This is a genomic window from Streptomyces fuscigenes (assembly GCF_021556455.1).
GTDB classification, from domain to species: domain Bacteria; phylum Actinomycetota; class Actinomycetes; order Streptomycetales; family Streptomycetaceae; genus Streptomyces; species Streptomyces fuscigenes.
Genome location: NZ_JAKGCV010000462.1, coordinates 1 through 4202, shown reverse-complemented (window position 1 = coordinate 4202; position 4202 = coordinate 1). Strand labels below are relative to the sequence as shown.

6 protein-coding genes are annotated in these 4202 nt (G+C 73.0%); 2 read left to right on the top strand and 4 right to left on the bottom strand.

What is annotated here, in order from left to right; all coding sequences use genetic code 11:
* Both L1885_RS24625 and L1885_RS24620 read left to right on the top strand, forming a co-directional pair.
* Positions 1 to 380: TrkA C-terminal domain-containing protein (locus tag L1885_RS24625; protein WP_235799369.1), on the top strand; the 380-nt coding region annotated here is incomplete at its 5' end.
* Entirely contained in the window at positions 380 to 1048 is a 669-nt protein-coding gene (locus L1885_RS24620) for a potassium channel family protein (protein WP_235799368.1), read from the top strand. The genes L1885_RS24625 and L1885_RS24620, both read left to right, overlap by 1 nt.
* A 314-nt stretch (positions 1049 to 1362) precedes the next feature.
* Here L1885_RS24620 and L1885_RS24615 read toward each other — a convergent pair whose 3' ends face one another.
* The 4 genes from L1885_RS24615 to L1885_RS24600 form a co-directional block, all read right to left on the bottom strand.
* Positions 1363 to 2193, bottom strand: coding sequence for a DUF3159 domain-containing protein (locus L1885_RS24615; protein WP_235799367.1), 831 nt, complete (start codon positions 2191 to 2193; stop codon positions 1363 to 1365).
* Positions 2194 to 2196: 3 nt separating this feature from the next.
* On the bottom strand, positions 2197 to 2583 hold the full coding sequence (locus L1885_RS24610) for an OB-fold nucleic acid binding domain-containing protein (protein WP_235799366.1): 387 nt from the start codon (positions 2581 to 2583) through the stop codon (positions 2197 to 2199).
* A 69-nt stretch (positions 2584 to 2652) separates the two neighbouring features.
* The gene (locus tag L1885_RS24605; RefSeq protein WP_235799365.1) at positions 2653 to 3375 is read right to left on the bottom strand and encodes a response regulator; all 723 of its coding nucleotides are present in this window, start codon (positions 3373 to 3375) and stop codon (positions 2653 to 2655) included.
* A 26-nt stretch (positions 3376 to 3401) separates the two neighbouring features.
* A partial coding sequence (locus tag L1885_RS24600) for a sensor histidine kinase (protein WP_235799364.1) occupies positions 3402 to 4202 on the bottom strand: 801 nt, incomplete at its 5' end.

Sequence of the window (4202 nt, the reverse complement as noted above, 5' to 3'; positions counted from 1 at the left end):
CCCGCATCTACGACCCGCGCCGCGCGGAGGTCTACCAGCGGCTGGGCATCCCGACGGTGGCGACGGTCCGCTGGACGGCCGACCAGATGCTGCGGCGGCTGCTGCCGGCCGGCGCGGAGCCCCTGTGGCGGGACCCGAGCGGCGGCGTACAGCTCGCCGAGGTGCACACGCCGGAGACGTGGATCGGCCAGCGGGTCAGCAGGATGCAGGAGGGGACGGGCGTACGCGTCGCCTTCCTTACGCGGCTCGGAGAGGCGATGCTGCCGACGGCGGACACGGTGCTCCAGGAGGGCGACCTCGTGCACGTGATGATGCGGACGAACGAGGTGGAGAAGGTCGAGACGGCGTTCGCCGCGGGCCCGGACGGGGAGCAGAACTGATGCGCGTCGCGATTGCCGGAGCCGGCGCGGTGGGCCGTTCCATCGCGGGTGAACTGCTGGAGAACGGCCACGAGGTCCTCCTCGTCGACAAGGCGCCCACGGCGATCTCGGTCGAGCGGGTGCCGATGGCGGAGTGGCTGCTGGCCGACGCCTGCGAGATCACGTCGCTGGACGAGGCGGCGCTGCAGCGGTGCAACGTGGTCATCGCCGCGACGGGCGACGACAAGGTCAACCTCGTCGTGTCGCTGCTCGCCAAGACGGAGTACGGGGTGCCGCGCGTGGTGGCCCGCGTCAACAACCCGAAGAACGAGTGGCTCTTCAGCGAGGCGTGGGGCGTGGATGTGGCGGTGTCCACGCCGCGGCTGATGTCCGCGCTCGTGGAGGAGGCGGTGAGCGTGGGCGACCTGGTGCGCCTGCTGCGCTTCAGCCACGGCGACGCGAACCTGGTGGAGCTGACGCTGCCGCCCGAGTCGGCCGTCTCGGGGACGCAGGTGGGCGACGTGACCTGGCCCGAGGACACCTCGCTGGTCACGATCATCCGCGGGCAGCGCGTGCTCACGCCGAGCCCGGAGGAGACGCTGGAGGCGGGTGACGAGCTGCTGTTCGTAGCCGCGCAGGCCCGCGAGGAGCAGCTGGAGGAGCTGCTCTCGGTGGAGCGGCAGCCCTGACGGGAAGGGGGCGGCCCGGCGCGCGCGGTGATCCGCGGCCGGGCCGCCCCTGCCGTTCCGGGCCGCCCCCGCCGTTCCGGGCCGCCCCCGCCGTTCCGGGCCGCCCCGCCGTTCCAGCCCGCCCCTGCCGTTCGGGGCGGCACGGGTCTGCCGCGGCCGGTCCGGGGAACGACCCGCTGGAGCCCGTCACCGGACCGCTGAGAGCCGTTCGGAGCCGCTGGGGGCGCCGACGGGCGGATACAAGGCCTGGACGAGCCCGTGACGAGCCCGTTGGCGGGCCCGGGAGCCCGGAGGGCGCCCCGGTGCCGGTGCCGCTACGCGCCCCTGCGGTGGCGCGCCGGGCCGCCGGCCTTGGGGGCCGGTGACTCGTCCGCCCCGGCGGTGTCCGCGGGCAGGCCCGCGGTCGCGACGGCGCCGACCGCCTCGTCCTTGCGTGCCTTCTCGGCGGCCTCGGCGGCCTCCATCTCAGCGAAGACGTCGATCGGCGCCGGCGCCTTCGCGAGGAAGATCCAGGTCAGCCAGACCGCGAGCAGGAACGGCGGGATCTTCAGCGACACCAGCACCCAGCCGAGCTGCGTGGCGTCCCCCCACACGTAGAGCGGGAAGAGGATCGCGCACTTGGCGAGCAGGATGAGGCCCCAGGCCCAGCTGGACTTGGTGTAGGCCTTCTTGCGGCCGGGGTTCCGCGTCCGCCAGGAGAGGTTCTCCTTGAAGATCGGACCCAGGATGACGCCGATCAGCGGGACGCCCGCGAGCGTCGTGACGAGGTACGCGAGCGCGAGGCCGAGCGTGTAGAGCAGGCCCGGCAGGTAGAAGCCCTTGGCGTTGCCGGTGAACATCGCGAAGGCCACGCCGAAGGCGACACCGAAGACCCCGCTGAACGCGTGCTTCATCGTGTCGCGGCGCACCAGGCGCACGCCGACGAGCAGGAGCGACACCACGAGCGCGGCGATCGCGGACGTCTTCAGGCTCTGGTTGATGGTGTAGATCGTGACGAACAGCAGGCCGGGAAGGACGGTCTCCACCATCCCGCGCACCCCGCCGAACGCCTCGAAGAGCGCGGCTTCGGTGACCGCCCTCGCGTCGTCGGAGGAACCGCTCGCAGAGGGCTCTGCCGACTCCGCGGGCTTGTCCAGTGACGTCACGGACTACTCCTGTCCGAGCGGTCGCAGCTCGTATCGGGGATTGAACAGGACCCGGCGGCCGTGGCTCATCGAGATCCGGCCGTACGCGGTCATCTTGCGTCCGGGCTCGATGCCGACGATCGAGCGCCGGCCGAGCCACACCACATCGAGCAGCGCGGTGCCGTCGAACAGCTCCGCCTCCAGGGCGGGCACGCCCGCGCGGGGCCGCAGGGTGACCGTCCGCAAGGTACCAGTCACCCGGGCCATCTGGCGGTCGTCGCACTCCGAGATGCGGGTGCAGCCCGACGCCTGGGCGTCCTCCCGCAGCTCCTCGGACTCCAGGTCCTCCTGGGAGCTGGAGAGCCGGTCGAGCATCCGGCGGAAGCGGCCGGTGGCCTTCTCAGCGCTCATGGGTAAAGCGTACCGGGGCCCGCCGGGGGCCGGTCCCCGGCGGTGCCGGGCCGGGAGCCCGGCACCGGATCAGCGTTCGAAGCGGTAGCCCATGCCCGGTTCGGTGACGAAGTGGCGCGGGTGCGAGGGGTTCTCCTCCAGCTTGCGCCGCAGCTGCGCCATGTAGACGCGCAGATAGTTCGTCTCGGTGCCGTAGGAGGGCCCCCAGACCTCCTGGAGCAGCTGCTTCTGGCTGACGAGGCGGCCGGCGTTGCGCACGAGCACCTCCAGGAGGTGCCATTCCGTGGGGGTGAGCCGTACGTCCCGCCCGTCGCGGTGGACCTTCTTGGCCGCCAGGTCGACGGTGAAGCCGTCGGTCTCCACGACCGCGACGCCCTCCTCGCCGTCCGCGCCGACCGGCTCCGCGCGCCGCACCGCCGCGCGCAGCCGGGCCAGCAGCTCGTCCATGCCGAACGGCTTGGTGACGTAGTCGTCGGCGCCCGCGTCCAGGGCCTCGACCTTCTCGTCGGAGGTGTGCCGGGCGGAGAGCACGAGGATCGGTACGCGCGTCCAGCCGCGCAGTCCCTTGATCACCTCGACGCCGTCCATGTCGGGCAGGCCCAGGTCGAGGACCACGACGTCGGGGTGGCGGGCCGCCGCGAGTTCCAGCGCGGACGCGCCGTCGGCGGCGGCGTCCACCTCGTACTTGCGGGCCTTGAGGTTGATCACCAGGGCGCGGACGATCTGCGGCTCGTCGTCCACCACGAGCACCCTCACGGGGGTGCGGGGGTCCCCCCCGGCGGGATGCTGCATGCCTGTCTGCCTTTCTGACGGCCGGTTCACGACGTGATCTCGGCGGGGAGTTCGGGGCGCGCCGGCGTCACGCCGGCGGCCGCCTTGAGGGTGAGGACCATGGTCATTCCGCCGCCGGGGGTGTCCTCGGCGGCGAGGGTGCCGCCCATGGCCTCGACGAAGCCGCGGGCCACGGCGAGGCCGAGGCCCACGCCGGCGCCGCGCGGCGCGTCGCCGTGGCGCTGGAACGGCTCGAAGATGCGTTCCTTGGCGTCGTCGGGCACGCCGGGGCCGCGGTCGGCGACCCGCACCTCGACGCGGTCGCCGATGGTGCTCGCGTGGACGGCGACGGGCCGGTCGTCGGGGCTGTACTTCACGGCGTTCTCGACGATGTTGGCGACGGCGCGCTCCAGCAGGCCGGCGTCGACCGCGACCATCGGCAGCGTCTCGGGGATGTCGAGGTCGACGCTGTCCTCGGGGACGCCGACGAGGGCGATCGGGACGACCTCGTCGAGGTCGACGACGCGGATCATCGGGGTGACCGTGCCTGTCTGGAGCCGGGTGATGTCGAGCAGGTTGCCGACGAGGTGGTCGAGCCGGTCGGCGCCGTCCTCGATGCCTTCCAGCAGCGCGGCCTCGTCCTCCTCGGACCAGTCGACGTCCTGGGAGCGCAGGGACGTGACGGCGGCCTTGATGCCGGCCAGGGGCGTGCGCAGGTCGTGGCTGACCGCTGCCAGCAGCGCCGTGCGGATCCGGTTGCCCTCGGCCAGCTCGCGGGCCTGCGCGGCCTCCCCGATCAGCCGCTGGCGGTCCAGGACGACGGCGGCCTGCGCCGCGAAGGCGGCGAG

Coding starts and splice junctions, on each gene's coding strand:
- L1885_RS24610 (WP_235799366.1), bottom strand. CDS start 2,583: ATGAGCGCTGAGAAGGCCACCGGCCGCTTCCGCCGGATGCTCGACCGG.
- L1885_RS24620 (WP_235799368.1), top strand. CDS start 380: ATGCGCGTCGCGATTGCCGGAGCCGGCGCGGTGGGCCGTTCCATCGCG.
- L1885_RS24605 (WP_235799365.1), bottom strand. CDS start 3,375: ATGCAGCATCCCGCCGGGGGGGACCCCCGCACCCCCGTGAGGGTGCTC.